The following is a 25,789-nucleotide window of genomic DNA, read 5'->3' on the forward strand; positions in this document are numbered from 1 at the left end:
TCGCAACGGCCCCCACCCCCGTCAAGGACCCGGACACGGGGACGTGCGGGCCCGCCCGGCGTCCACCGAAATCCGGTGTCCGTCTTGAGCGGCTTGTGATGAGGTGGTCGCGCGGCCGATACCGGGACACGAGTGAGCGGAGCCAGGGCGGATGTGGGACGAGAGCGGCAGGACGGACGGGACGGACGGGATCGCGGCCCTGATGGAGCGGAACCTGGCCGAGCACGCCTGCCATCTGCACCGGCGGCTGCCCGGCGCGTCCGTCGCCGAGGAGGGTGATCTGCTGATCGCCGACAGCGGGCTGGCCGATGACACGTTCAACATCGTGGCCGGGGCACGGTTCTCGCCCGGGGCCGCCGACTCCCGGATCGCCGAGACGGCGCGCAACCTGGCGGCCACCGGCCGGCCGTTCTCCTGGTGGGTGGGGCCCGCCTCATCCCCCGCCGACCTCGGCGAGCGACTCGCCGCCGCCGGGTTCGGCGCGGCCGAGCGGGAAGCCGCAATGTGGAAGGCCCTCGCGGAGCCACCGCCCCCCGCGGCCCCCACGCCCCGTGGTCTCACCATCCGTCCGGTGATCACCGCCGCCCAACTGGCGGACTACGCCGCCGTGCTGTCCGCCAACTGGGAGCCGGCCTCGGCCACCGTCGTGGAGTTCTTCCGCCGCGCCGCCGGCTTCGCGCTCGCCCCGGACAGTGCGGCGCGGTACCTGGTGGGGTACGACGGGGACCGCCCGGTCAGCTCGGCCGAGGTGTTCCACCACGCGGGCGTGGCCGGTCTCTACAACATCAGCACCCTCACCGCCCACCGCGGGCGCGGCCACGGCACGGCGATGACCGCCGCCGCGCTGCGCACCGCGTACGGGACGGGCGCGCGCACGGTGGTGCTGCAGGCCTCCGCACAGGGCGAACCCGTCTACCGCAGGCTCGGCTTCGTCTCCCTGGGGCACTTCACCGAGCATCCGCTCGGCCTCGCGTAGGGTGCGCGGGCGTCCGCCGAACGGCTACGCTGCATGATCACCACATCATCTGCATGTCCTCGGGGGACTCATGAACATGCGCGCACGCCGCGCCGCCGCCGCCTGCGCGGCGGCGGTGGCCCTGACCTTCACCGCCGCCTGCGACGACAGCGACGCGGCCCTGCCCCTTCCGACGCAGAGTCAGCCCCCCGGGGACGACGACGCGTCCGACGACGAGGCCGGCGAGGAGGAGACGCAGGAGCCGCCCGCACCGGACACCCGGGGGCAGGACGACCTCGACCTCGGCGCCACCCACACCTGGGAGCACAGCGGACTCGCCGTCACCGTCGACCGGATCGAGACCCTCGACCCGGCCGGCATCGAGGAGTGGGAACGGCCGGAGGAGGGGCTGACCCCGTTCCGGGTGCACGTGACCGTGGCCAACACCGGCGACGCGCCGGCCGACCTCGACTCGCTCGCGCTGAGCGTGGCCGGTGCCACCAGCGGCGGCGAGGTGCAGTTCGGCATGTACGAGGGCGACCAGCGGCTGACCGGCCGTCTCGCCCCGGGCGTGAGCACCGAGAAGAGCCAGAGCTGGGCGTTCGACACCGGGGCGCACGGCGCCGACATCCTCATCACCGCCTCCTACTGGGGCGACGACGAGGACCTCTGGGCGGATGACCCCCAGTGGATCGGCAGCATCCGCTGAGCGGTGCCCGGCACCGGAAAGCTCCCCGCACCCGAGGTGCGGGGAGCTTCCTTGTTTCGCTACTCCCCGCGGTCGCGCGCCCGCAGCGCCGCCTTGCGCGCCTCCTCGGCCAGGGCGCGGTCGGGGTGCAGCCGGCCCATGGCCTCCAGGACCTCGGCCGTCGCGGGGTGATCGACCCGCCAGGCGTGCTCGAAGAAGGAGCTGTGCTGGACCGTCAGGCCGTCGATGAGGGTGCGGAGTTCGTTCTCCTCGTCCTCCTCTTCCTCGTCGACCGTCGCCAGCTGGGCCGCGAGGGTGTCGATCGTCAGCCAGAAGATCAGGTCCTCGTCCGGCGGCGGTACGTCCGCGGCGCCGCGTTCGGCCAGCCAGACACGCGCCAGGCCGCCCAGCTCGCGGTCCGCCAGGACCTCCCGCAGGGCCGGCTCCGCCGGTGCGCCCACGAGGGCGAGCGCCAGCTGGCAGCCCAGCCGCCGCAGCGGCGCGTCCTCGTCCGTGCCGCGCGCCGCCGTCAGCAGTTCCCGGGCGGCGGTCAGCGGGTCGCGGTCCGCCAGCCAGGCCTCGGCCTCCGCCTGGGCCGCGCCGTGCGCGCGGTGCGGGAGTTCGGTCAGCAGCGCCCCCGCGCCGGCCGTGGCCAGATCGCCGACGGCCGGGGCGTTCAGGCCCGCCTCCCGCATCCGGCGGCGTACGCCGTACACCCCGAGCGGGGTCAGGCGCACCTGGCCGTAGCGGGTCAGGTCCTCCTCCTCCGCCGGGAGTTCGTCCGCCGCCTCCTCGCCCTCGGCCACGATGAGGGTCTGGTCGACCGGGTCGTACTCCAGCAGTCCGGTGCCCTCCAGGACCCGGAACTGCTCGTCCAGCCGCATCATCACCGACGAGACCTCTTCCAGGGTCTCGTCGCTGGGCTCCTCGCCGTCCTCGGGCTCCTCCCCGTCCGGGACGACGAGCGCGGCGGCGACCACCGGGAGCGGGACCATGGCGCCGGCCGCCACGTCCTCGTCGGTGGCGGCGAGCAGATAGAGCTGGGCCAGGGCGGAGTCCAGGAAGGCGGCCTCCTCGTCCGGGTCCCACTCCAGGGTGTCCAGGTCGAAGGTCTCGGGGTCGAACGACTCCAGGTCATCGCCCAGCAGATCTTCGATGGTGGGGGTCGCGGCGTCGGCGAGCACGGCTTCCAGGCCGTCCGCCCAGATGTCGAGGATCTCCTCGGGCGTGCCGGCCGTCAGCCGCTCCAGTTCCGCGCCGGGCGCGGCGGTGCCGGCCGCGGTGCCGGGCTCGCCCTCCTCCTCGGTGACGTCGACGAGCCCGGTGTCGACGGCGAAGTTCCAGGCCTCGACGGTCAGTTCCGTGGCGTACTCGTGCGCGTCCAGGCCGAGCGCCGCGATCGCCTCCGGCAGTCCTTCGGCGAGCAGCTCCGCCCCGGCGCCGACCGGGACCCCGGGGCGGGCCCAGCGGGCGAGGGCGGCGGCCCGGGTGACCAGCGGGACGGCCAGCGCGTCGCGCGCCAGTTCCGCCTCGGTGGGCAGCCGCACGGGGGGCAGGGTGGGCAGGTCCGCACCGGACATGATGTGGGGGCTCCTCGGCAACGATGGCGTGTCGGTTCAGCCTAGAGCGTGATCCACAGCACGCCCAAAGACACAGCGCACCGGCCCGCGAGCCTTCGGCGCCGGTTCACGGGAAAGTCCCCCGGCCGACCCCTGCCAGGCGTTGACAACCCACGGCGCGTACGGGAGCTTTACGCGCGTAGAAGTGCAGCCCCGTCCCCAACAGGTCCCCACCCGCCCCCGGAGGGCATTTTGTTCGCTCTGTCCCGCCCGTCCAGACGCGCCACCGCCGTGGGCGCGTTCGGCGTCTCGGCCGCTCTCGGCGCCACGCTCCTGGTCACCTCGCCCTTCTCGGCCTCCGCCGCCGACACCGGCGAGCTGCGCATCCACGACATCCAGGGAAACACCCGCATCTCCCCGTTCCGGGGCGAGCAGGTCACCGATGTGCCCGGAATCGTCACCGGGGTACGGACGTACGGCTCGCGCGGCTTCTGGATCCAGGACCCGCGGCCCGACGACGACCCGGCCACCAGTGAGGGCATCTTCGTCTTCACCAACGCGGCGCCCACCGTCGCGGTCGGCGACTCGGTGACCGTCAGCGGTTCCGTCACCGAGTACTACTACGGCGGCGTCGCCCGGGGCGACACCTCGCTGACCCAGATCTCCCGGCCCACCGTCTCCGTGGTCTCCTCCGGGAACGAACTGCCCGCGCCCGTCGTCCTGGACGCCGGCGCGATCCCGGCCCGGTACGCGCCCGAGGGCGATACGGCCGACGGCAACAGCATCGAGAACCTGCCGCTGGAGCCCGAGAAGTACGCGCTGGACCTGTACGCCTCGCTGGAGGGCATGAACGTCCAGGTCGAGGACGCCGCCATCGTCGGCCCCAGCACCGCGTACTACGAGCTGTGGGTCAACGTCCAGCCCGAGCTGAACGCCACCTCGCGCGGCGGCACCCGCTACGCCTCGTACGAGGACCCCAACCCGGGGCGGCTGAAGGTGGAGTCGCTGGTACCGGTGGGCCAGGCGCCGTTCCCCACCGCGAACACCGGGGACACGCTGAGCGGGGTCACGGCGGGACCGCTGGACTTCGACGAGTTCGGCGGCTATCTGGTGGCCGCCCGTGAGCTGGGCACCGTCACCTCCGGCGGCATCGAGCCGGAGACCACCCGCGCCCAGGAGCGCAAGGAACTGGCGGTCGCCGCCTACAACGTGGAGAACCTGAACCCCGGCAACGACCAGGCGAAGTTCGACCGGCTGGCCGCCGGCATCGTCGATCACCTCGCCTCCCCCGACATCGTCGCCCTGGAGGAGATCCAGGACGACAACGGCGCGGTGGACGACGGCACCGTGAGCGCCGAGCAGACCCTGACCCGGTTCACCGACGCGATCGTCGCGGCCGGCGGCCCCCGCTACGACTGGCGCGGCATCGACCCCGAGGACGGCAAGGACGGCGGTCAGCCGGGCGGCAACATCCGCAACGTCTTCCTCTTCAACCCGGACCGGGTCTCCTTCACCGACCGTCCCGGCGGCGACGCCACGACCGCAGCCTCCGTCGTCAAGGAGCGCGGCAAGGCGGCGCTCACCCACTCCCCCGGCCGGATCGAGCCGGCCGACGCGGCCTGGAACGCCAGCCGCAAGCCGCTGGCCGGCGAGTTCAGCTTCCGCGGCACCCCGGTGATCGTGATCGCCAACCACTTCAACTCCAAGGGCGGGGACCAGTCCCTGTACGCGCGGTACCAGCCGCCGACCCGCTCCAGCGAGACCCAGCGCCTGGCCCAGGCCGAGCTGGTCAACTCCTTCGTCCGCGACATCGTCCGGGTCCAGAAGAACGCCCAGGTGGTGGTCCTCGGTGACATCAACGACTTCGAGTTCTCCGGCACCACCGCGGCGCTGACCTCCGGCGGGGTGCTGCGCAGCGCGGTGTACTCGCTGCCGGCCGCCGACCGCTACACGTACCTCTTCAACGGCAACGCGCAGGTGCTGGACCAGACGCTGGTGACGCCCGGCATCAAGAAGTTCGACTACGACATCGTGCACATCAACGCCGAGTTCGCCGATCAGGCCAGTGATCACGATCCGCAGGTAATCCGTTTCAAGCCCTGAGCGGGGGCCGTTACGGTGGGGCCATGCGCCCCGAACCCCCCTTCGGCCGCCGTGCCGCGGCCATGATCACCCCGTTCACGGCGGGCGGTGCCCTCGATCTGGAGGGCACCGCCCGTCTCGCCGTTCATCTCGTGGACCGGGGCGGCTGCGACGCCCTGGTGCTCAACGCGACCACCGGCGAGTCGGCGACCACCACCGACGCGGAGAAGGACGCGGTGCTGCGCGCGGTCCTGGAGGCCGTCGGTGACCGCGCCTCGGTGATCGCCGGGGTCGGCACCAGCGACACCCGGCACACGGTCGCGCTGGCCCGGGCCGCGGCGTCGGCGGGCGCGCACGGGCTGCTGGTGGTCACCCCGTACTACTCGCGCCCCACCCAGGAGGGCATCGTCCGCCATCTGGAGACGGTCGCGGACGCCACCGAACTGCCGGTGATGCTGTACGACATCCCGGCCCGTACCGGCGCGGGGACGGAGCTGACCGCCGATTCGCTGCGGCGGCTCGCCGGTCATCCGCGGATCCGCGCCGTCAAGGACTGCGCGTACGACCTGCTGAAGTCGGGTCTGGTCATCGAGAGTACGGATCTGGCGTACTACTCGGGCTGCGACGAGCTGCATCTGCCGCTGTACGCGCTCGGCGCCACCGGCTATGTGAGCACCGTCGCCAATGTGGCGGGGCCGCAGGTGCGCGCGGTGCTGGACGCCGTGGACGCGGGCGACCTGGCCACCGCCACCCTGCTGCACCGGCGGCTGCTGCCCCTGGTGGACACGATGATGACCGGGGTGCCCGGCACGGTGTCGGTCAAGGCGCTGTTCGCGGCGGCCGGGATGCCGGGCGGTCCGGTACGCGGGCCGCTGCTGCCGGCCGGTGAGGAGTTCACCGGCCGGCTGGTGGAGGAGCTCAAGGCTGTGCTGGCGCCCGCTTCGTGAGGTCGGGGCCGGTGCCGGTGCCACCGTCGGCGTCCGGATCCGGGTCCGGGTCCGGGTCGGCGGCGAGCTGCCGCGTCGCGCCGTCCCCGACGAGGTCGCGGGCGAGCAGCGTGGCCCCGGCGACGGCGCCCGGCATCAGGAAGATCGCCAGGGGCGGCACCATGAAGGCCGCCACCAGCGGGACGCCGAAGCCGACCGCCAGCCAGCGGCGCCCGCGCAGCATCCGCAGCCGCTCGCGGACGTCGATGCCACGGCGCCCCAGGGCGTAGCAGACCAGTTCCAGGGTGAGGAAGAACCCGGAGACGGCGAAGCCGATCACCGGGATCACGGTCTGCCCGAGTACCGGCAGGAAGCCGAGGACGAACAGCGGCACGGTCCACAGCGTGGCGCGCCACAGCACGTACAGCGCCTCCACCAGGGCGGCCCACAGCTCACGCCACAGCGGCCGTTCGGGGGCCGCGGGGCACGCGCCCTCGCTCTCCTCCACGGCGGCCGACAGCGCGTCGTAGAAGGGGTCGCCGATGACGAGGGTGACGGCGGTGAAGGTCAGGACGGCGAGTGCGAGTCCGGCCGCCAGCAGCAGGGCGACGGCCAGGCCGCGCACCAGAGCGCGCCAGGGGGATTCCCAGTCGTCGGCGAAGGGCGTGATCCAGGCGGCGAGATCGCCCGCGTTGAGCAGCAGGACGAGCAGCGCCGCCGCGTACAGCACCAGCGCGATCAGCGCGGGCAGCAGGGCGCGGCCGTACCGTCCGGGGTGCTGGGCGAGCCATCGCTGGCCCAGCACCACGTACCGTATGCCGGCCGTGAGATCAATCATCATCGGATCATGATCTCGCACCGGCGGGGGTGAACGGTGTCAGTTGTGGCTGTGCAGCGCCTCGTTGAGGCCGCCCCAGGAGCCGGTGCGCTGCAGCGCCTCGACCGTGCCGGTGGTGGAGTTGCGGCGGAAGAGCAGGTTGTTGGCGCCGGAGAGCGCGGCGGCCTTCTCGATGGTGCCGTCGGGCAGGGTGACGCGGGTGCCGGCGGTGACGTACAGGCCGGCCTCCACCACGCAGTCGTCGCCCAGCGAGATGCCGATGCCGGACTCGGCGCCGAGCAGGCAGCGTTCGCCGATGGTGATGGTCTGCTTCCCGCCGCCGGACAGGGTGCCCATGATGGAGGCGCCACCGCCGACGTCGGTGCCGTCGCCGACGACGACGCCCGCGCTGATGCGGCCCTCGACCATGGAGTTGCCGAGGGTGCCGGCGTTGAAGTTGCAGAAGCCCTCGTGCATGACGGTGGTGCCGGCGGCCAGGTGCGCGCCGAGCCGGACCCGGTCGGCGTCGCCGATGCGGACCCCGGCCGGGACGACGTAGTCGGTCATCCGGGGGAACTTGTCGACGCTGGTGACGTTCAGCGCGGTGCCGGCGGCGCGGGCGGCCAGCCGGGTCTCCTCGACGCGCTCCACGGCGACCGGGCCGAGGGTGGTCCAGGCGACGTTGGCGAGCAGCCCGAAGATGCCGTCCAGGCTCAGGCCGTGCGGGCGCACCAGGCGGTGGCTGAGCAGGTGCAGGCGCAGGTAGACGTCGTGGGCGTCCAGCGGCTTGTCGTCGAGGGAGGCGATGACCGTACGGACCGCCACGACCTCGACGCCGCGCACCGGGTCGGGGCCCAGCGCCTGGGGGGCGGCGGAGCCGAGGAGTTCGGCGGCGCGCTCGGGGGTGAGGCGTTCGCTGCCGGCCTCGCCGGGTTCGTCGCTGAGGGCCGGGGCGGGGAACCAGGTGTCGAGCACGGTGCCGTCGGCGGCGAGGGTGGCCAGGCCGGCGGCGACGGCACCGGTGGTACGGGGGGTGGGTGCGGAGGCGGTTGCGTCGGTCATGCCCCAGACGCTAGCCGGTGGGCGGCGCGGCTGGCCAACCGGTCCCGGATGGCGGTATCCGCCGGTTGACCTGGTCGGCGACGGCGTGGGGGTGGTGGCTGCCTTTGGTGCGGAGGTGCCGGATCAGCGGCCCGTCCGCAAGGGGCGGGGACGGCGCGCGCGGTGGCTCGTCGGGCACGTGGGCGCGCGGGGCGGCGGTGGTCGCGTCGATGGGGCGCCGCCGCCGTTCCGGGTCGTGGCGGCGGGCCGTCAGTGGGCTCCTCCGAGGTTGAGCAGGGTGACGCCGCCGATGACGAGGGCGACGCCGGCGACCTTGGCGGCGGTGACGCTCTCGCCGAGGAAGAGCATGCCGATGGCGGCGATCAGGGCGGTGCCGGCGCCGGCCCAGATGGCGTAGGCGACGCCGACATCGATGGTCTTGAGGACCCGGGCGAGCAGGATGAAGGCGACGGCGTAGCCGGCCAGGGTGCCCAGCGTGGGCCAGAACTTGGTGAAGCCGTCGCTGAACTTCATCAGGGTGGTGCCGGCGATCTCGAAGAGGATCGCCCCGGCGAGCAGAACGTAGGCCATGCACCGGAGCGTAGTGACGATGTGCCGGCCCGTACCCGTGCGCGACGGCCGGGAGGGCGTCGCGCCGGGGAGGGTGCCCGGGGCCGTGGCGACGGTGGGAGGCCGAAAGGTTCGCCCGGGTCGATCGCCGGCCGCCTGATCAGGCACCGACGCCGGGTGAGATCGGCTCCCCACCGGAGTGACCCACCCCGCGCGCCACCCGGGGCGCTCTCCCCCGCCCGCGCATCCTGAGCACGGATCACGACGGACGACAGACGGAGAGAGGATCACCCATGGCCCAGTGCGAGGTCTGCGGCAACGACTACCAGCTGACCTTCGAGGTGCGCGCCGCCGGCGAGGTGCATGTCTTCGACAGCTTCGAATGCGCCATCCAGCGGATGGCCCCGGTCTGCGAGAACTGTCAGTGCCGCATCATGGGCCACGGCGTGGAGACGACGGACGGCCACATGTACTGCTGCGCCCACTGCGCCCGCGTCCAGGGACACCAGCAGCTGGCCGACCACGCCTAGCCGGGGCGCCCGGCACGGAAAAAGCGGGAGGCGGGGCCGGCCGGCCCCGCCTCCCGCACGAACGGTGCGGCCTCACGTCTCAGACGTTGAAGCCCAGCGCGCGCAGCTGCTCGCGCCCGTCATCGGTGATCTTGTCGGGCCCCCACGGCGGCATCCAGACCCAGTTGATCTTCAGGTCCTTCACCAGCCCGTCGGTGGCCGACTTCGCCTGGTCCTCGATGACGTCCGTCAGCGGGCACGCCGCCGACGTCAGCGTCATGTCGAGGGTGACGATGTTCTCCTCGTCGACGTGGATCCCGTAGATCAGTCCGAGATTCACCACGTCGATGCCGAGCTCGGGGTCCACGACGTCGTACAGCGCCTCGCGGATCTCTTCCTCGCTCGCCGGCTGGGCCGTCGTGGCCGTGCCGCCTGTCGTCTCGCTCATGCCGCCTCCTTCAGGGCCTGGGCGGTTGCTTCCTTCCAAGCCATCCAGCTCAGCAGTGCGCATTTCACCCGGGCCGGGTACTTGGAGACCCCGGCGAACGCGACCGCGTCCTCCAGCAGGTCCTCCATCGCGTCGTCCGGCTCCAGCCGGCCCTTGGACTGCATCAGCTCCAGGAAGGTCTCCTGGATCCGCCGCGCGTCCGCCAGCTCCTTGCCGACCAGCAGGTCGTTCAGCACCGAGGCGCTGGCCTGGCTGATCGAACAGCCCTGCCCCTCGTAGCTGACGTCACCGATGGTGGTCCCGTCCATCCGCACCCGCAGGGTGATCTCGTCACCGCAGGTCGGGTTGACATGGTGCACCTCGGCGTCGCCCGGGCGCAGACCGCGCCCGTGCGGGTGCTTGTAGTGATCGAGGATCACTTCCTGGTACATCGATTCCAGCCGCATGCTCAGGGGCACCTCATCCGAAGAAGCCGCGTACGTACTCCAGCCCCTCGATCAGGGCATCCACCTCGGCGGGCGAGGTGTACAGATAGAACGACGCCCGCGTGGTCGCCGGAATTCCGTACCTCAGGCACACCGGCCGTGCGCAGTGGTGACCCACCCGCACCGCGATGCCCCGCTCGTCCAGCACCTGACCCACATCGTGCGGGTGGATATCACCCAGGGTGAAGGAGATGGCGGCGCCCCGGTCCTCGGCCGTCCGGGGGCCGATGATCCGCAGGTCCGGCACCTCGGCCAGCCGCGCCAGCGCGTACTCGGTCAGGGCGTGCTCGTGCGCCGCGATCCGGTCCATGCCGATGCCGCTGAGGTAGTCCACGGCCGCCCCGAGGCCGACCGCCTGGGCGATCGGCGGGGTGCCCGCCTCGAACTTGTGCGGCGCCGGGGCGTAGGTGGAGGAGTGCATCGAGACGGTCTCGATCATCTCGCCACCGCCCAGGAACGGCGGCAGGTCCTCCAGCAGCTCCTGCCGGCCCCACAGCACCCCGATCCCGGTCGGGCCGCACATCTTGTGACCGGTGAAGGCCACGAAGTCGGCGCCCAGGTCCTGCACGTCCAGCGTGGCGTGCGGAACGGCCTGCGAGGCGTCGATCAGCACCAGCGCGCCGACCTCGTGCGCCCGCCGGACGATCTCCCGCACCGGGTTGTGCGTGCCGAGGATGTTGGACACCAGCACGAACGAGACGATCTTGGTCCGCTCGGTGATGATCTGATCGATGTTCGACAGATCGAGCCGGCCCTCGTCGGTGAGCCCGAACCACTTCAGCTGCGCTCCGGTGCGCTGCGCCAGCAGCTGCCACGGCACGATGTTGGAGTGGTGCTCCATCTCCGTGATGACGATCTCGGTGCCCGAGTCCACCCGGTAGGGCTCGTCGGCCCAGCCGAGCATGTTGGCCACCAGGTTCAGCGACTCCGAGGCGTTCTTGGTGAAGATCACCTCGTCCCGGCTGGGCGCGTTGATGAACGCGGCGACCTTGTCCCGGGCGCCCTCGTACAGCTCGGTGGCCTCCTCCGCCAGCACGTGCACACCCCGGTGCACGTTGGCGTGGTGCCGCTCGTAGTACGTGTTCATCGCGTCCAGCACCTGGCGCGGCTTCTGCGAGGAAGCCGCGTTGTCCAGGTAGACCAGCCTCGTGCCGTCGTGGACCACGCGGTCCAGGATCGGGAAGTCCTTGCGGATCGCCTCGGTGTCCAGGAGGCCGGCCGGGAGACCGGGGCGGCCCGCCCGTGGCTCGGTCATGAGGCGCCACCACCCTTCGTGTACGCCTCGTAGCCCTCGGCCTCGAGCTTGTCGGCCAGCTCGGCGCCGCCCGACTCGACGATCCGGCCACCGGCGAAGACGTGCACGTGGTCGGGCTTGATGTAGCGCAGGATGCGCGTGTAGTGGGTGATCAGCAGAGTGCCGGACTCGCCCGCCTCGCGCACCCGGTTGACGCCCTCGGACACGATGCGCAGCGCGTCGATGTCCAGCCCGGAGTCGGTCTCGTCCAGGATGGCGATCTTCGGCTTGAGCAGCTCAAGCTGGAGGATCTCGTGGCGCTTCTTCTCACCGCCGGAGAAGCCCTCGTTGACGTTGCGCTCGGCGAAGGCCGGGTCCATCTCCAGGCGGGCCATCGCCTCCTTGACCTCCTTCACCCAGGTACGCAGCTTGGGTGCCTCGCCGCGCACGGCGGTGGCGGAGGTGCGCAGGAAGTTGGAGACGGAGACGCCGGGGACCTCGACCGGGTACTGCATCGCCAGGAAGACGCCGGCACGGGCGCGCTCGTCGACGGTCATCTCCAGTACGTCCTCACCGTCGAGGGTGACGGTGCCGCCGGTGACGGTGTACTTGGGGTGGCCGGCCAGCGAGTAGGCCAGGGTGGACTTGCCGGAGCCGTTGGGGCCCATGATGGCGTGGGTCTCGCCCTGCTTCACGGTCAGGTCGACGCCGCGCAGGATCTCGGTGGGTCCGCCTTCGGCTTCGACGGAGACGTGCAGGTCGCGGATCTCAAGGGTTGCCATGGGTGCTTCAGGACTCCTGGGTGACGGAGACGAGCACAGCGGCGCCGGGGCCGTCTCCTTCGATCTTGACGGAATAGACGGGGATGGGGCGGGTCGCCGGCAGGCCCGAGGGCTTGCCGGTGCGCAGGTCGAAGCTGGAGCCGTGCAGCCAGCACTCGATCCGGCAGTCCTCCACCTCACCCTCGGAGAGCGAGACATTGGCGTGCGAGCAGATGTCGTGGACCGCGAAGACCTCGCCCTCGGTAAGGACCACGGCCACCGGCACCCCGCCGACCTCCACGCGCTTGGGGGTGTCCTCCGCGAGGTCCCCCAGCACGCAGGCCCGCACATAGGACGCCTGTGGTGTGCTCATGCGTGCGACGCCTCCAGTTCGGCGGAGAGCTTGGCGATCAGCCGCTCCTCGACGTCCGGGACGCCGATCTGCTGGATCAGCTCGGCGAAGAAGCCGCGGACGACCAGGCGGCGGGCCTCGTCCTCCGGGATGCCGCGCGCCATCAGGTAGAACAGCTGCTCGTCCTCGAAGCGTCCGGTGGCGCTGGCGTGGCCGGCGCCGGCGATCTCGCCGGTCTCGATCTCCAGGTTGGGGACCGAGTCGACCCGGGCGCCGTCGGTGAGGACCAGGTTCCGGTTCAGCTCGTAGGTGTCGGTGCCGGTGGCGGCGGCCTGGATCACCACGTCGCCGATCCACACCGCGTGCGCGTCCGTGCCCTGGAGCGCGCCCTTGTACGCCACGTTGCTGCGGCAGTTGGGGGCGGAGTGGTCCACCAGCAGGCGGTGCTCCTGGTGCTGGCCGGCGTCGGTGAAGTACAGGCCGTACAGCTCGGCCTCGCCGCCGGGGCCCGCGTAGGTCACCCGGGGGTGGATGCGGACCACGTCGCCGCCGAAGGTGACGATCACGGACTTGAAGGTGGCGTCGCGGCCGATCAGCGCGTTGTGCTGCGAGCAGTGCACGGCGGTGTCGGCCCAGTCCTGGACGGAGACCACGGTGACCTTGGCGCCGTCGCCGACGACGAAGTCGACGTTGGCGGCGCGCACGGTGTCGCCGGTGTGGTCCAGGACGAACACGACCTCGGCGAAGGCGCCGACCTCGAAGACGGTGTGCCCGAAGGTCACCCCGCCCTCGCCGTGCACGGACACCCGCACCGGCTCACCGAGGACGGCCTCGGCGGGCACGGTGATCACGGTGGCCTTCTCCACCGTGCTGAACGCCTGCGCGGCGACCCGGTCCACCGGGGTTCCCGCCTTGCCGACCCGGGCGTCGTCGCGGCTCACGGTCTCCACCGTGACGCCGGAACCCTCGGGGGCGATCACCTCGGCCTTGACACTGCCACCACCGGTGGCGGTGCCGTCGTGCAGGCCGCGCAGCCGTGCCAGGGGAGTGAAGCGCCACTCCTCCTCGCGGCCGGTGGGCACCGGGAAGTCGGCCACATTGAAGGACGGCGGGGCGCTCATCCGGGTGGCGACGGTGGACTCCGCCGCCAGCGCGACCGGATTGCTTGGGGCCTCAGCCATGGGTCTCGTCGTGCTCACTCTCTTGATAGGGGAAACGGCTCACACAGGGGGGCGGGCGGGGTCAGCCGACCGAGCCCTCCATCTGCAGCTCGATCAGCCGGTTGAGCTCCAGGGCGTACTCCATGGGCAGTTCCTTGGCGATCGGCTCGACGAAGCCGCGCACGATCATGGCCATCGCCTCGTCCTCGGACAGGCCGCGGCTCATCAGGTAGAACAGCTGGTCGTCGCTGACCTTGGAGACGGTGGCCTCGTGCCCCATGGTCACGTCGTCCTCACGGACGTCGACGTAGGGGTAGGTGTCGGAGCGGGAGACGGTGTCCACCAGCAGCGCGTCGCACAGCACGTTGGACTTGGAGCCCTCCGCGCCCTCACCGATCTCGATCAGACCGCGGTAGGAGGTGCGACCGCCGCCGCGCGCCACCGACTTGGAGACGATGTTGGAGGAGGTGCGGGGCGCCATGTGCACCATCTTGGCGCCGGCGTCCTGGTGCTGCCCCTCGCCCGCGAAGGCCACGGACAGGGTCTCGCCCTTGGCGTGCTCGCCCATCAGGTAGATGGCCGGGTACTTCATGGTGACCTTGGAGCCGATGTTGCCGTCGACCCACTCCATGGTGGCGCCCTCGTAGGCCACCGCCCGCTTGGTCACCAGGTTGTAGACGTTGTTCGACCAGTTCTGGATGGTCGTGTAGCGGCAGCGGCCGCCCTTCTTGACGATGATCTCCACGACCGCCGAGTGCAGCGAGTCCGAGTTGTAGATCGGCGCGGTGCAGCCCTCGACGTAGTGCACGTAGGCGTTCTCGTCGACGATGATCAGGGTCCGCTCGAACTGGCCCATGTTCTCGGTGTTGATGCGGAAGTACGCCTGGAGCGGGATGTCCACGTGCACGCCCGGCGGCACGTAGATGAACGAACCGCCCGACCACACCGCCGTGTTCAGCGCGGAGAACTTGTTGTCGCCGGCCGGGATCACGGTGCCGAAGTGCTCCTGGAACAGCTCCGGGTGCTCCTTGAGCGCGGTGTCGGTGTCCAGGAAGATGACGCCCTGCTGCTCCAGGTCCTCACGGATCTGGTGGTAGACGACCTCCGACTCGTACTGGGCGGCGACACCGGCGACCAGCCGCTGCTTCTCGGCCTCCGGGATGCCCAGCTTGTCGTAGGTGTTCTTGATGTCCTCGGGCAGGTCCTCCCAGCTGGTGGCCTGCTTCTCGGTGGAGCGCACGAAGTACTTGATGTTGTCGAAGTCGATGCCCGACAGATCCGAGCCCCAGGTGGGCATCGGCTTCTTGCCGAACAGCTTCAGGCCCTTCAGGCGCTGGTTGAGCATCCACTCCGGCTCGGACTTCTTGCCCGAGATGTCCTTGACGACATCCTCGCTCAGTCCGCGCTTGGCGGCGGAGCCGGCCGCGTCGGAGTCGGCCCAGCCGTATTCGTAGGTACCCAGCCCTTCGAGTTCGGGGTGGGCGGTCTCCGTGGGGAGCGTCATGCGGGGTTCCTCCCGGCTGTGCGTGGTGTCGCGGTGGTGGGTGTCTCCGGCGCCGGTGACGGCCGGTGGCCGGCCGGTGGCGCGGAGGGGACGAAGGTGGTGCAGACGCCGTCGCCGTGCGCGATGGTGGCGAGCCGCTGCACATGGGTGCCCAGCAGGTGGGAGAAGACCTCGGCCTCCGCCTCGCACAGCTGGGGAAAACGCTCGGCGGCGTGCGCCACCGGGCAGTGGTGCTGGCACAGCTGCTCCCCCGGCGCGCCGGGTGCGGTGCGCGCCATCGCAGCGTACCCGTCCTGCGTGAGGGCCTCGGCCAGCGCCCGGGTGCGCTCGGCGGGGCTCGCGCCGGCCAGCAGCTGCTGGTAGCGCTCGCCCTGCGCGGCGGCCCGCTCGCGGGCGAAGGCGAGGACGGCGGCGGCGCCGCTCTCCCCGCCGCCGGCGGCGCGGGCGATGAAGCCGAGTGCCTCGACGGCCAGCGCGTCATAGGCGTGGTCGAACGCGTCGCGGCCACCGTCGGTGAGCGCGAAGACCTTGGCGGGCCGGCCCCGGCCCCGGGAGCCGTAGACCCGCTTCTCGCGGGCTTCGACCGTGCCGTCGGCGACCAGTGCGTCCAGGTGCCGGCGCACGGCGGCCTGGGTGAGGGCGAGCCGGTCGGCCAGCTCGGCGGCGGTGGAGGGGCCGTGATCCAGGATGGAACGGGCCACCCGCTGCCGGGTGCCGTGCTGCTCCCCGTCCGGTGCGGACAACGGGGCGGCGCCGGTGGCATCCGCTGCCACCGGCGTCGTACGCTGCGCCTCGCCGTTTTTCACAACGCCATTGTTGCGTAATTCCCGCAAAGCGAGCAAGCCGCGTTCCGGTTCCCGGAAATGCGGTACGTCACGTAAGGCATGCCTAACCCCCGCCCGGTATGCGCGGACGGGGGTCAGAGAATAGGTAAGCCTTGCCTTACTTGAGTGGTGGCGGAGGCGCGGTCGACTCCCGGACCACCAGCGAGGTCTCCAGCGTGGTCTTGGCCGCGCCCCGCCCGCCCGGCATGTCGATCGCGTGCAGGAGCAAATCGACGGCCGAGCGGCCCGCCTCCTGGGTGGGCATCGCGATGGTGGTGAGCTTGGGCCGGGCCACCCGGCCCGCGACGGTGTCGTCCACCCCGACCACGCTGACCTCGCGCGGCACCTCGACGCCACTGCCGGACAGCCCCTCGATGGTGCCGATCGCCATCAGGTCGTTGTACGCGATGACCCCGGTGGCGCCCGCCTCCAGCACCGCGGCGGCGGCCAGCCGGCCGCCCCGCTCGGTGGGCGCGTTCGGCCCGGTGATCTCCAGCGACACCCCGGACCGCTCGGCCGCCGCGGCGGCCGACCTGCGCATCTGCTCGCTGGTCCACGAGCCGCGTGGCCCGCCCAGCAGCATCAGCCGGCGGTGGCCGAGCCCGGCCAGGTGCTCCACGGCCGTCGCCGCACCGCTGCCGATGTCCATGAGCACCGCGGGCAGACCCTTGACATTGCGGTTCACGACCACGAACGGCAGATCGGCGCTCAGCCCCGCGATCGCGGCGTTCGACAGTCTGGGACTGACCAGCACCACCCCGTCCACCTGCTTGGCGAGGATCGAGATCAGCTCCTCCTCGGCCCGCGGGTCCTCGTCCGTGTCGGCCACGAACACCTGATAGCCGCGCACCCTCGCGTAGGACTGGGCGGACTTGATCAGCGGCGGGAAGAACGGATTGGCGATGTCGGCGACGATCAGGCCCAGGTTGTGGGTCACGCCGGTGGTCAGCGCACGGGCCGCCTGGTTGGGGCGGTAGCCGAGTTCGGCCGCGGCCGCGAGAACTCGTTCCCGGGTGTCGACTTTGACCAGGTTCGGTGCCGAGAATGTCCGGGAGACCGTGGACACATGAACGCCGGCGGCTCGGGCCACATCACGGATGGTCACCGCCATGAGCGCCCGCCCCCCTCCACAGTCGTCTCTCTGTCACGGCGGTCACCATAGCCTGCAATCGGTTGCCATGAAAATCCGTCCAGACCCTTGACGTTTCTTGCTGGTTACACCAGCCTGCTGCAACCGGTTGTATTAACGGAGCACCAACCCGGACCCCGCGTCGTCCCTCAACACGCTCGGTGTGCTGCCCCTCGTCTCCTCGAAAGGAGCGCTCCCGCATGACCGACACCCAGGTGCGCCCCAGGCCACCGGGCGCCACTGACCGCCCTCCCGTGGCGGACACCAAGGGCGCGCTGCGCAAACGGCGGCGCAAGGAGTACCTGACCGCCTACCTCTTCCTGCTGCCCTGGTTCGTCGGCCTCATCGCCATCACCGCCGGCCCCCTGCTGACCTCGCTGTATCTGTCCTTCACGGACTACAGCCTGATCGGCGACTCGCAGTGGGTGGGCTTCGACAACTACACGCGGATGTTCCAGGACGACCCGCGGTTCATCAAAGCCCTCACCAACACGGCCATCTACGTCTTCGTCTCCGTACCGCTGCAGCTGGCCTTCGCGCTCGCCCTGGCGATGGTGCTGGACCGGGGCGTGAGCGGACTGCCCATCTACCGCTCCGTCTACTACCTGCCCTCGCTGCTCGGCTCCAGCGTGGCCATCGCCATCCTGTGGCGGCAGATCTTCGGCGCCGACGGCCTGGTCAACGAGTTCCTGGGCATCTTCGGCATCGAGGGCATGGGCTGGGTCTCCCACCCCGACACGGCGCTGGGCACCCTGATCATTCTCAACGTGTGGACCTTCGGCTCCCCGATGGTCATCTTCCTGGCCGGTCTGCGGCAGATCCCGACCAGCTACTACGAGGCGGCCAGCCTGGACGGGGCCAGCAAGGCCCGGCAGTTCTTCTCCATCACCCTGCCGCTGCTGTCGCCGATCATCTTCTTCAACCTCATCCTCCAGCTGATCAACGCCTTCCAGTCCTTCACGCAGGCGTTCGTCATCAGCGGCGGAAACGGAAGCCCGGCCGACTCGACGCTCCTCTACACGATGCACGTGTACCAGAAGGGCTTCAACAGCTTCGAGATGGGCTACGCGTCGGCGATGGCGTGGGTCCTGGTCCTGATCATCGCGGCGCTGACCGGGGTGAACTTCCTCATGTCAAAGTATTGGGTGTTCTACAGTGACAAATAACGTCAAACCGCGCCCCGACGCCCGCGCAGGCGCCGCCCGCGACGGCAACGGTCACCCCGAACTGAACGACACCCTGTTCGCCCGTGTCCTGAAGGCCCTGGCCGGCAAACGCATCCTGACGCACATCCTGCTCATCGCGTTCGGGTTCGTCATGCTGTACCCGGTCCTGTGGATGATCTCCAGCTCCCTCAAGCCGGAGGAGCTGATCTTCCGCGAGCCGGGGCTGTGGCCCTCCAGCTTCACCTTCGACAACTTCTCCAACGGCTGGGACGCGCTGCGCTACCCGTTCAGCCACTACTTCCTGAACTCGGCGATCATCACCGGCTTCTCCATCGTCGGCAACCTGGTGGCCTGCTCGCTGGCCGCCTACGCCTTCGCCCGGCTCGAGTTCCCGTTCAAGAAGATCTTCTTCGCCCTGATGCTCGGCTCCATCATGCTGCCGCTGCACGTGGTGATCGTTCCCCAGTACATCCTGTTCTCGGACCTGGGCTGGATCAACACCTTCTATCCGCTGATCGTCCCGAAGTTCCTGGCCACCGACGCCTTCTTCATCTTCCTGATGGTGCAGTTCATCCGCACGCTGCCCCGGGAGCTGGACGAGGCCGCCGTCATCGACGGCGCGGGCCACTGGCGGATCTTCACCAGGATCATCCTGCCGCTGTCCACGCCCGCCCTGGCCACCACGGCGATCTTCACGTTCATCTGGACCTGGAACGACTTCCTGAGCCAGCTGATCTTCCTCACCAACCCGGACAAGTTCACCGTTCCGGTGGCCTTGCGCACGTTCCTGGACTCCAGCGGAGAGTCCTCGTGGGGCCCGATGTTCGCCATCTCGGTGCTCTCCCTCGGCCCGATCTTCGGGTTCTTCCTCGCCGGCCAGAAGTACCTGGTGCGCGGTATCGCCACCACCGGCCTCAAGTAGTCCCCCCTTCTCGCGTCTGTATCGACAAGGAGTTTCAGTGAACGGCAGAAAGAACGGTGCGACGAAGCTCTGTTCGGCGCTCCTCGTGGCCGGTGCCCTGACCCTCACGGCCGCCTGCGGCGGCGGTGACAGCGGCGGCGGCGACGGCACGACCACCCTGCGCGTCGCCTGGTGGGGCAACGACACCCGCCAGGCGATCACCGAGGAAGTCCTCGACCTCTTCATGGAGAAGAACGAGGACATCAAGGTCGAGATGGAGTACTCCGACTGGGACAACTACTACGACCGGCTGACCACCCAGATGGCCTCCGGTGACGCCCCCGACGTGTTCTCCACCGAGATCCGGCGGATGGGCGAGTTCGGCACCCGCAACGCGCTCGCCGACCTCGACGGCCTGGTGGACATGAGCGGTCTGGACCCCCAGCTGCTGCAGTCCGGCCAGCTGGAGGGGACCCAGTACGCCATACCCACCGGCGTCAACGCCTTCATCATCGCGGCCAACAAGACCGTCCTGGACGAGGCGGGCATCGAACTGCCCGACGACACCACCTGGACCTGGGACGACTACCGCGACTTCGCCGCCGAGGTCACCGCCGCCACCGGCGACGGCACCTACGGCACCCAGCTGAGCTTCAACGACGCCTACCTCAACATCTACGCCCAGCAGCACGGCGAGATCTTCTACGGCGAGGACGGCAAGATCGGGATGTCCGAGGAGGTCATCGCCGACTGGTACACCTTCCAGCAGGACCTGATCGACTCCAAGGCCAGCCCCGACGCCTCGCGCAGCGCCGAACTCGGCTCCACCGGTGTCGAGGCCTCGCTGGTCGCCACCAACAAGGGTGCCTTCGGCATGTGGTGGTCCAACCAGCTGAACGCCATCACCACCGGCTCCGGCTCGGAGATCGTGCTGCTGCGGATGCCCAAGGACGCGGACGCCGTCAGCGGCGGCCACTTCCTGCAGCCCAACATGTTCTGGTCGGTCGCGGCCAGCAGCGGCAAGAAGGAGGCCGCGGGCCAGCTCGTCGACTTCCTGGTGAACGACCCCGAGGCCGCCGCCATCATCGGCTCCGACCGCGGCCTGCCCCGCAACGAGGCCGTCCTGGAGGAGATCCGCGCCGGTCTGCCCGAGACCGACCAGGCGTCCCTGGAGTTCATCGGCGCGCTCGCCGACGAACTGAACGACCCGCCCAAGGCCAACCCGAACGGTGCCGGCGAGATGCCCGCCATGCTGGAGCGGTACGGCCAGGAGGTCGTCTTCGGCCGGATGACCCCGCAGGAGGCCGCCTCCGGCTTCATCAGCGAGGCCAACTCCGTCCTCAGCAAGTAACACCGAGCCGGCCCGCGCACCCCCTCACGGTGGGTGCGCGGGCCGTCGGCCGTACCACCGCCACACAGGGAGAACCAGGGATGACCCGCCGCTACGCCTTCGTCGGACTCGGCAACCGGGCGCAGATGTATGTCGACGCGCTGCTGGGCGACTGGAGCGACACCGGACAGATCAGCGCGCTCTGCGACATCAACCGCACGCGCATGGACTACTACAACCAGCTCATCACCGCCACCGGGCGCGAGGCGGTGCCGACGTACACCCCCGACGCGTTCGACGCGCTGCTGGAGCAGGCCGACGTGGTCGTGGTCACCACCATGGACTCCACCCACGCCCACTACGTGTGCGCGGCGCTGGACGCCGGCCGGGACGTCGTGGTGGAGAAGCCGCTGACGATCGACGCGGAGAGCTGCGCGCGGATCGCCGACGCCGCGGAGCGCAACCCCGGGCAACTGGTCGTCACCTTCAACTACCGCTACTCGCCCCGCAACTCGGCGGTACGGCAGGTCATCGCGGACGGCCGGATCGGCGATGTCACCTCGGTCCACTTCGAGTGGGCGCTGGACACCATCCACGGCGCCGACTACTTCCGCCGCTGGCACCGGCGCAAGCACGAGTCCGGCGGGCTGCTGGTGCACAAGTCCACCCACCACTTCGACCTGGTCAACTGGTGGCTGGCGGCCAGCCCCGAGCTGGTGTTCTCCCAGGCGGACCTGCGGTTCTACGGCAGCGAGGAGGCCGGCGCCGAGCAGGCGGGCGAGCGCCCCGAGCGCGGCCAGGGCTCGCCCGGCCTGGGCTCCGACCCGTTCATCCTGGACATCTCGATCGACCCGAAGCTCAAGGCGCTGTACCTGGACGCCGAGCACGAGGACGGCTACATCCGCGACCAGGACGTGTTCGCGGACGGGGTGACGATCGAGGACAACATGTCGGTGCTGGTGCGGTACGACAACCGCGCGCTCCTGACGTACTCGCTGAACGCCCACTCCCCGTACGAGGGCTACCGGGCCGTCTTCAACGGCACCCGAGGACGCCTGGAGCTGGAGGTCGTCGAGCGCTCCTGGACCCCGCCGCACGCCGCGGTCGACCCCTCGGCGGCCAGCAAGTCGAAGGCCGAGGGCGTCTCGGAGCGCCTCACGCTCCAGGAGCACTGGAAGCGGGCCGAGGAGATCGAGATCCCCTCGGGCGAGGGCGGTCACGGCGGCGGCGACCGGCTGCTGCTGAACGACGTCTTCCGCGGCCCCGACAACGACCCGCTGGCCCGCCAGGCCGGCTACCGCGACGGCATCCGCAGCGTCCTGACGGGCGTGGCCGCCAACGAGTCCGTGCGCACCGGGGCGCCGGTCCACCTCACGGACGAGGGAACGAAGCTGCTGCCGCGAGCCTGAGGACGGCGGCCCCGGCCTCCCGGTGACCGGGAGGCCGGGAGGCCGGGAGGCCGGGGCGGGCGGCCGAGGTCCTAGACTCGTGCGCATGCAGACCGCAGGGGCCGGGGCGGCCGTCGAAGCCGTGGGATTGGTCAAGCGGTACGGGGAGGTCACCGCCGTCGACGGGCTCGATCTCACCGTCGGGCGGGGCACCGTCACCGCCGTCCTCGGGCCCAACGGGGCGGGCAAGACGACCACCATCGAGGCCTGCGAGGGCTATCGGCGGCCCGACGCGGGCACGCTCAGGGTGCTCGGGCTCGACCCCTACCTCCCCGCGGAGGCCGCCGCCCTGCGGCCCCGGATCGGCGTCATGCTCCAGAGCGACGGCGTCTACCCCGGCGTGCGCGCCCTGGAGATGCTGCGGCACATGGCCACCCTGTACGCGCACCCCCTCGATGTCGACGCCCTCGCCGAGCGGCTCGGCCTCGCCTCCTGCGGCCGTACCCCCTACCGCCGGCTCTCCGGCGGCCAGCGCCAGCGGCTCGCGCTCGCCCTGGCCGTCGTCGGCCGACCCGAGCTGGTCTTCCTGGACGAGCCCAGCGCCGGCCTGGACCCCCAGGGCCGCCACGCCACCTGGGAGCTGGTCCGCGAGCTGCGCGCCGCCGGCGTCACCACCGTGCTCACCACCCACTTCATGGACGAGGCCGAGGAACTGGCCGACGAGGTGGCCATCATCGACGGCGGCAAGGTCATCGCGCACGGCAGCCCCGCCGCGCTGTGCCAGGGCGGTGCCGCCGACACCCTGCGCTTCGGCGGTCCGCCCGCCCTCGACCTCACCTCCCTCAAGGCCGCGCTCCCGGCCGGCAGCGACGTCAGCGAGCCGGTGCCCGGCTCCTACCGCGTCTCCGGCGAGATCGACCCCCGGCTGCTGGCCACCGTCACCGCGTGGTGCGCCCAGCACGGCGTCATGCCGGACCGCATCACCACCCGCCGGCACACCCTGGAGGATGTCTTCCTCGAACTGACGGGCAAGGAGCTGCGTTCATGACCGCCACCGAGGCGACCGGCACCGCCCTCACCCCGCGGCCCGCGCCCGCCCCGCTGTCCCGGATGATCGCCGCCCAGGCCGCCCTGGAGACGCGGATGCTGCTGCGCCACGGCGAGCAGCTGCTGCTCACCGTGGTCATCCCGACCCTCCTGCTCGTCCTGTTCAGCGCGGTGCGGATCGTGGACACCGGCGACGGCGAGCGCGTGGACTTCCTCGCCCCCGGCATCCTGGCCCTGGCCGTGGTCTCCACCGCCTTCACCGGCCAGGCGATCGCCACCGGCTTCGAGCGCCGCTACGGCGTCCTCAAGCGGCTCGGCGCCTCCCCGCTGCCGCGCTGGGGCCTGCTGTGCGGCAAGACCTGCGCCGTCCTGGTCACCCTCGCGCTCCAGACGGTTCTGCTCACCGGTACGGCGCTGGCCCTGGGCTGGTCCCCGCGCGGCAATCCGCTGGCCCCGGCCGTGCTGATGCTGCTGGGCACCGCCGCGTTCTCCGGTCTGGGCCTGCTGCTGGCGGGCACCGTGCGCGCCGAGGCCACCCTCGCGGCGGCCAATCTGATCTTCATCCTGCTGCTGCTCGGCGGTGGCGTGGTCGTCCCGCTGGAGAACTTCCCCGACGCCCTGCGCGGTCTCCTGGAACTGCTGCCGGTCAGCGCCCTGTCCACCGGTCTGCGCGACGTCCTCCAGGACGGCGCCGCCATGCCCTGGGGCCAGGCGGCCGTCCTGGCCGCGTGGTCCGTGGTCTCGCTGACCGCCGCCGCCCGCTTCTTCCGCTGGGAATGACCGGGAACGGGCCGAACCCACCCCCTCGTGAAAACGCGCACAAGCTCGGGGCCTACCATGAGCGGGTGCTGAAAGCAGTGCGAAACCCCCTCGCGTACATTGCCGAGCGCTGGACGCCGCGTCCCGAGACCGTGCGCCGCGCCGCGTTCACCGCGCTGGTGATGAGCGTGCTCATCATCGTCACCGGTGGCGCCGTCCGGCTGACCGGCTCCGGCCTCGGCTGCGACACCTGGCCCAAGTGCACCGACGACTCGCTCACCACCACCTCCGAGATGGGGGTGCACGGGCTGATCGAGTTCGGCAACCGGATGCTGACGTACGTGGTCTCCGCCGCCGTCGGCTGGACGATCATCGCGGCCCGCGCGGCCAAGCCGCGCCGCCACCCGCTGACCCGGATGGCCTGGGCCCAGTTCTGGGTGGTCATGAGCAACGCCGTCATCGGCGGCATCACCGTGCTCACCGAGCTGAACCCGTGGATCGTCGCCGGCCACTTCCTGGCCGCGATGGCGCTGCTGACCACCACCACCCTCACCTGGCTGCGCGCCCGCGAGGGCGACGACCCGCCGCGCCCGCTGGTGGGTGTGCCGGTGCGCCGTGCCGTGTTCGGCCTGACCGTGCTCACCGGGGTCCTGCTGGTGGCCGGCACCGCCGTGACGGGCAGTGGCAAGCACGCCGGGGACAGCGGGGACATCGAGCGGATGCCGTTCGACTGGGAGACCGTCACCCGGGTGCACTCGATGCTCGCCTGGTCGGTGGCGCTCGGCGCGCTCGCCGTGTGGCTGGTGCTGCGTCTGGTGGACGCCCCGGCGGGGCCGCGCGCCCGTTCCCGCGATCTGCTGCTGATCGTCCTGTCCCAGGGCGCGATCGGTTATGTGCAGTACGCGCTGGACGAGCCGGAGTGGCTGGTCGGGATCCACATGTTCGGATCGACGCTGGTGTGGATCGCGATGCTGCGGCTGCTGCTGTCCACCCGGGAGCGCGGGCTCGCGCCGGGCCCCGAGGTCCGCGCGGAGCCCCCGGCGGGTGACCCGGCGGCGAGGGAACCTCAGCCCGTCTGAGGCACGCGCTGCGCGGGGGCCCGTTCCTCCAGCCGGTAGACGCCGCGGGCGGTGCCGCCGCTGATGCGGTCGGCGATCCGCCGGGCGTCCGCCCGCGAGCACTCCCCCTGGGTGATCCACTCCCCCAGCAGCCGTGTCATGGCCCGCTGGTACTGCCGCACCCGCACCACGTGGAGTTCGGGCAGCCCGCGCGCCCCGGTGGAGAACAGCAGCTTGCCGAACGGCGCCCGTGCCAGGGTGACGGCCGGTTCCGGACCCACATCGGCGTAGACATGCGGAAAGGCCGCGGCCAGCCGGGCCGCGGCCTCGTGGTGCGGGCGGCGCGGCAGCAGCACGATGACGGCCCGGCCGGCGGTCGCGCGCAGCAGCGGGATCAGCGGCCGGGGGTCGGCGCAGCGCAGTTGTACGGGGAGCCCGCAGGCGAACGCGGCCCACAGCAGGTGCCCGGTGAGGGCGGGCTCGGTACGGCGCCGGCCGCAGGCGAGCCAGCGGCCGGCCGCGCGGCGTACCTCGGCGGGTTCCGGCGGTGCGCCGTCCCGCAGGGTCGCCGCGTCGCACACGAAGGCGACGGCGCACCGGGCGGCGGAGTGCAGGGCCTGGGCGATGTCCTGCGGAAAGGTGCGCACTCCCCCGCCGCGGTCGGCGACCCGGGCGGCGAGCGCGGTGAGGGCGACCAGTTCGTGGGCCCGGGAGCCGGCGGCGGCGGCGAGTTCGCGGACATCCGTCACCGCGTCGCTCTCCCCGTCCCCGGTTCCCTCTCCCTCGCCGGGTATCGAGGGGTCCACGAGGTAGGTGTGGATGCCGCTGCCGCGCAGCAGGGCCCGGGTGGCCGCGTACGCCCCGAGTTCTCGCCGCCGGGCCAGGTAGCGCACGGCCGTGGTGTGCGGGGGCAGCCCGAGCAGCGGGGGGCACCAGCGGCGCAGCGCGAGGCCCGTGGTGGTGTCGTAGGAACTCCCGGTGCCGGCGGGTCCGCCGAGCGCGGCGGCGAGTTGCCGCTCGAAGGTGCCGAGGCCCAGTTCCCCGTGGAGCACGCCGTGACCGTGCTGATCCACCAGGGGCGAGGTGTGCATATTCC

Annotated in this window: 26 protein-coding genes; 12 read left to right on the top strand and 14 right to left on the bottom strand. The window is 71.2% G+C overall.

Translation table 11 applies throughout. The features are described from left to right. Window positions 1–202: 202 nt before the first annotated feature. Both SXIM_RS04240 and SXIM_RS04245 read left to right on the top strand, forming a co-directional pair. Window positions 203–976: a GNAT family N-acetyltransferase gene (locus SXIM_RS04240; protein ID WP_046725421.1), complete on the top strand. Its 774-nt coding sequence runs from the start codon at window positions 203–205 to the stop codon at window positions 974–976. Between the two features lie 76 nt (window positions 977–1,052). Then, window positions 1,053–1,664 carry a DUF4352 domain-containing protein gene (locus tag SXIM_RS04245; protein ID WP_168222747.1) on the top strand — a complete coding sequence of 204 codons (612 nt, stop codon included), beginning with the start codon at window positions 1,053–1,055 and terminating at the stop codon, window positions 1,662–1,664. A gap of 59 nt (window positions 1,665–1,723) precedes the next feature. Here the strand turns inward: SXIM_RS04245 and SXIM_RS04250 are convergent, their stop codons facing one another. After that, window positions 1,724–3,223 carry a hypothetical protein gene (locus SXIM_RS04250; RefSeq protein WP_046722988.1) on the bottom strand — a complete coding sequence of 500 codons (1,500 nt, stop codon included), beginning with the start codon at window positions 3,221–3,223 and terminating at the stop codon, window positions 1,724–1,726. Between the two features lie 231 nt (window positions 3,224–3,454). Between SXIM_RS04250 and SXIM_RS04255 the strand changes: the two genes are divergently transcribed. Next, complete coding sequence (locus SXIM_RS04255; RefSeq protein ID WP_030733915.1) at window positions 3,455–5,305, top strand: endonuclease/exonuclease/phosphatase family protein; 1,851 nt, start codon at window positions 3,455–3,457, stop codon at window positions 5,303–5,305. Between the two features lie 23 nt (window positions 5,306–5,328). Then, the gene (gene dapA / locus SXIM_RS04260) at window positions 5,329–6,231 is read left to right on the top strand and encodes a 4-hydroxy-tetrahydrodipicolinate synthase (RefSeq protein ID WP_046722990.1); all 903 of its coding nucleotides are present in this window, start codon (window positions 5,329–5,331) and stop codon (window positions 6,229–6,231) included. Here the strand turns inward: dapA and SXIM_RS04265 are convergent. The 3 genes from SXIM_RS04265 to SXIM_RS04275 form a co-directional block, all read right to left on the bottom strand. Beyond that, window positions 6,203–7,048 (bottom strand): EI24 domain-containing protein, encoded by an 846-nt coding sequence (locus SXIM_RS04265; RefSeq protein ID WP_043178001.1) that lies wholly within the window; start codon window positions 7,046–7,048, stop codon window positions 6,203–6,205. The genes dapA and SXIM_RS04265 overlap by 29 nt on opposite strands. 39 nt (window positions 7,049–7,087) lie before the next feature. Continuing rightward, entirely contained in the window at window positions 7,088–8,089 is a 1,002-nt protein-coding gene (gene dapD, locus SXIM_RS04270) for a 2,3,4,5-tetrahydropyridine-2,6-dicarboxylate N-succinyltransferase (RefSeq protein WP_046722991.1), read from the bottom strand. 249 nt (window positions 8,090–8,338) lie between these two features. Further along, complete coding sequence (locus SXIM_RS04275; RefSeq protein WP_030733923.1) at window positions 8,339–8,659, bottom strand: DMT family transporter; 321 nt, start codon at window positions 8,657–8,659, stop codon at window positions 8,339–8,341. Between the two features lie 272 nt (window positions 8,660–8,931). Here SXIM_RS04275 and SXIM_RS04280 point away from each other — a divergent pair, with 272 nt between their 5' ends. Next, window positions 8,932–9,168, top strand: coding sequence for a hypothetical protein (locus SXIM_RS04280; RefSeq protein WP_030733924.1), 237 nt, complete (start codon window positions 8,932–8,934; stop codon window positions 9,166–9,168). A 79-nt stretch (window positions 9,169–9,247) separates the two neighbouring features. Here the strand turns inward: SXIM_RS04280 and SXIM_RS04285 are convergent, their stop codons facing one another. From SXIM_RS04285 to SXIM_RS04325, 9 genes are all read right to left on the bottom strand, one after another. Continuing rightward, window positions 9,248–9,595, bottom strand: a complete 348-nt coding sequence (locus tag SXIM_RS04285; RefSeq protein ID WP_046722993.1) for a metal-sulfur cluster assembly factor — start codon at window positions 9,593–9,595, stop codon at window positions 9,248–9,250. Continuing rightward, window positions 9,592–10,041 (bottom strand): Fe-S cluster assembly sulfur transfer protein SufU, encoded by a 450-nt coding sequence (gene sufU, locus SXIM_RS04290; RefSeq protein WP_030733929.1) that lies wholly within the window; start codon window positions 10,039–10,041, stop codon window positions 9,592–9,594. Before sufU ends, SXIM_RS04285 begins: the two co-directional genes overlap by 4 nt. 13 nt (window positions 10,042–10,054) lie before the next feature. Beyond that, on the bottom strand, window positions 10,055–11,335 hold the full coding sequence (locus SXIM_RS04295; RefSeq protein ID WP_030733931.1) for a cysteine desulfurase: 1,281 nt from the start codon (window positions 11,333–11,335) through the stop codon (window positions 10,055–10,057). Continuing rightward, a complete protein-coding gene (gene sufC, locus SXIM_RS04300) occupies window positions 11,332–12,096 on the bottom strand; it encodes a Fe-S cluster assembly ATPase SufC (RefSeq protein WP_030733933.1) in 765 nt (254 codons plus the stop codon). Before sufC ends, SXIM_RS04295 begins: the two co-directional genes overlap by 4 nt. A gap of 7 nt (window positions 12,097–12,103) precedes the next feature. Continuing rightward, a complete protein-coding gene (locus SXIM_RS04305) occupies window positions 12,104–12,448 on the bottom strand; it encodes a non-heme iron oxygenase ferredoxin subunit (RefSeq protein WP_030733935.1) in 345 nt (114 codons plus the stop codon). Further along, window positions 12,445–13,608 carry a Fe-S cluster assembly protein SufD gene (sufD, locus tag SXIM_RS04310; protein WP_046722994.1) on the bottom strand — a complete coding sequence of 388 codons (1,164 nt, stop codon included), beginning with the start codon at window positions 13,606–13,608 and terminating at the stop codon, window positions 12,445–12,447. The genes SXIM_RS04305 and sufD overlap by 4 nt, the downstream gene beginning before the upstream one ends. Before the next feature lie 61 nt (window positions 13,609–13,669). Continuing rightward, window positions 13,670–15,091: a Fe-S cluster assembly protein SufB gene (gene sufB / locus SXIM_RS04315; RefSeq protein ID WP_030733939.1), complete on the bottom strand. Its 1,422-nt coding sequence runs from the start codon at window positions 15,089–15,091 to the stop codon at window positions 13,670–13,672. After that, a complete protein-coding gene (locus SXIM_RS04320) occupies window positions 15,088–15,897 on the bottom strand; it encodes a helix-turn-helix transcriptional regulator (RefSeq protein WP_030733941.1) in 810 nt (269 codons plus the stop codon). The genes sufB and SXIM_RS04320 overlap by 4 nt, the downstream gene beginning before the upstream one ends. A gap of 136 nt (window positions 15,898–16,033) precedes the next feature. Continuing rightward, the gene (locus SXIM_RS04325) at window positions 16,034–17,026 is read right to left on the bottom strand and encodes a LacI family DNA-binding transcriptional regulator (protein ID WP_030733943.1); all 993 of its coding nucleotides are present in this window, start codon (window positions 17,024–17,026) and stop codon (window positions 16,034–16,036) included. A gap of 218 nt (window positions 17,027–17,244) precedes the next feature. Here SXIM_RS04325 and SXIM_RS04330 point away from each other — a divergent pair, with 218 nt between their 5' ends. The 7 genes from SXIM_RS04330 (at window position 17,245) to SXIM_RS04360 (ending at window position 24,714) form a co-directional block, all read left to right on the top strand. Next, entirely contained in the window at window positions 17,245–18,210 is a 966-nt protein-coding gene (locus SXIM_RS04330; RefSeq protein ID WP_030733945.1) for a carbohydrate ABC transporter permease, read from the top strand. Next, the gene (locus tag SXIM_RS04335; protein WP_199811815.1) at window positions 18,200–19,132 is read left to right on the top strand and encodes a carbohydrate ABC transporter permease; all 933 of its coding nucleotides are present in this window, start codon (window positions 18,200–18,202) and stop codon (window positions 19,130–19,132) included. The genes SXIM_RS04330 and SXIM_RS04335 overlap by 11 nt, the downstream gene beginning before the upstream one ends. Before the next feature lie 37 nt (window positions 19,133–19,169). After that, window positions 19,170–20,462 carry an ABC transporter substrate-binding protein gene (locus tag SXIM_RS04340; protein ID WP_030733949.1) on the top strand — a complete coding sequence of 431 codons (1,293 nt, stop codon included), beginning with the start codon at window positions 19,170–19,172 and terminating at the stop codon, window positions 20,460–20,462. 80 nt (window positions 20,463–20,542) lie between these two features. Next, a complete protein-coding gene (locus tag SXIM_RS04345; RefSeq protein ID WP_030733951.1) occupies window positions 20,543–21,850 on the top strand; it encodes a Gfo/Idh/MocA family protein in 1,308 nt (435 codons plus the stop codon). An 85-nt stretch (window positions 21,851–21,935) separates the two neighbouring features. Then, window positions 21,936–22,877, top strand: coding sequence for an ABC transporter ATP-binding protein (locus SXIM_RS04350; RefSeq protein ID WP_046725423.1), 942 nt, complete (start codon window positions 21,936–21,938; stop codon window positions 22,875–22,877). Then, entirely contained in the window at window positions 22,874–23,656 is a 783-nt protein-coding gene (locus SXIM_RS04355) for an ABC transporter permease (protein WP_030733955.1), read from the top strand. Before SXIM_RS04350 ends, SXIM_RS04355 begins: the two co-directional genes overlap by 4 nt. A gap of 68 nt (window positions 23,657–23,724) precedes the next feature. Then, window positions 23,725–24,714, top strand: a complete 990-nt coding sequence (locus tag SXIM_RS04360; RefSeq protein ID WP_046725424.1) for a COX15/CtaA family protein — start codon at window positions 23,725–23,727, stop codon at window positions 24,712–24,714. Here SXIM_RS04360 and SXIM_RS04365 read toward each other — a convergent pair. After that, window positions 24,702–25,784: a hypothetical protein gene (locus SXIM_RS04365; protein ID WP_030733959.1), complete on the bottom strand. Its 1,083-nt coding sequence runs from the start codon at window positions 25,782–25,784 to the stop codon at window positions 24,702–24,704. The two genes, SXIM_RS04360 and SXIM_RS04365, sit on opposite strands and share 13 nt — an antisense overlap. Window positions 25,785–25,789 lie beyond the last annotated feature (5 nt).

The sequence above is a fragment of the Streptomyces xiamenensis genome (assembly GCF_000993785.3).
Classification (GTDB): domain Bacteria; phylum Actinomycetota; class Actinomycetes; order Streptomycetales; family Streptomycetaceae; genus Streptomyces; species Streptomyces xiamenensis.